Genomic DNA, 258 nt, shown 5'->3' with positions numbered 1-258 from the left:
CGCTTAAACCCTTTATGCCCAAATATTCTTAAGATTGGTTAAAATTTTGCGCAAAGAACTCACGGGTAGCTTGCGTACAGGCAGGACTGACTAAGCCACCATGATAGTTGCTATAAAAAGCCAGTAAGCTGTTTTGACCTTGTGCTTCGGCATCTGCCTTCACTTTAGCCACACTACTACTAAAGTTGGTTTGCACACTGGTGACCACAGTGTTGGCATTCCACTTGTTCATTGATGCCTGACCAATCATTGTAAGGC

1 protein-coding gene is annotated in these 258 nt (G+C 43.8%); it reads right to left on the bottom strand.

The features are described from left to right. Window positions 1-28: 28 nt before the first annotated feature. Window positions 29-258 (bottom strand): hypothetical protein (locus AAEY75_RS15985; protein ID WP_352260146.1); only part of this gene is annotated, 230 nt, incomplete at its 5' end.

The organism is Psychrobacter sp. TB55-MNA-CIBAN-0194 (assembly GCF_040309505.1).
GTDB classification, from domain to species: domain Bacteria; phylum Pseudomonadota; class Gammaproteobacteria; order Pseudomonadales; family Moraxellaceae; genus Psychrobacter; species Psychrobacter fozii.
This window is presented reverse-complemented; position numbering and strand designations above follow the sequence as displayed.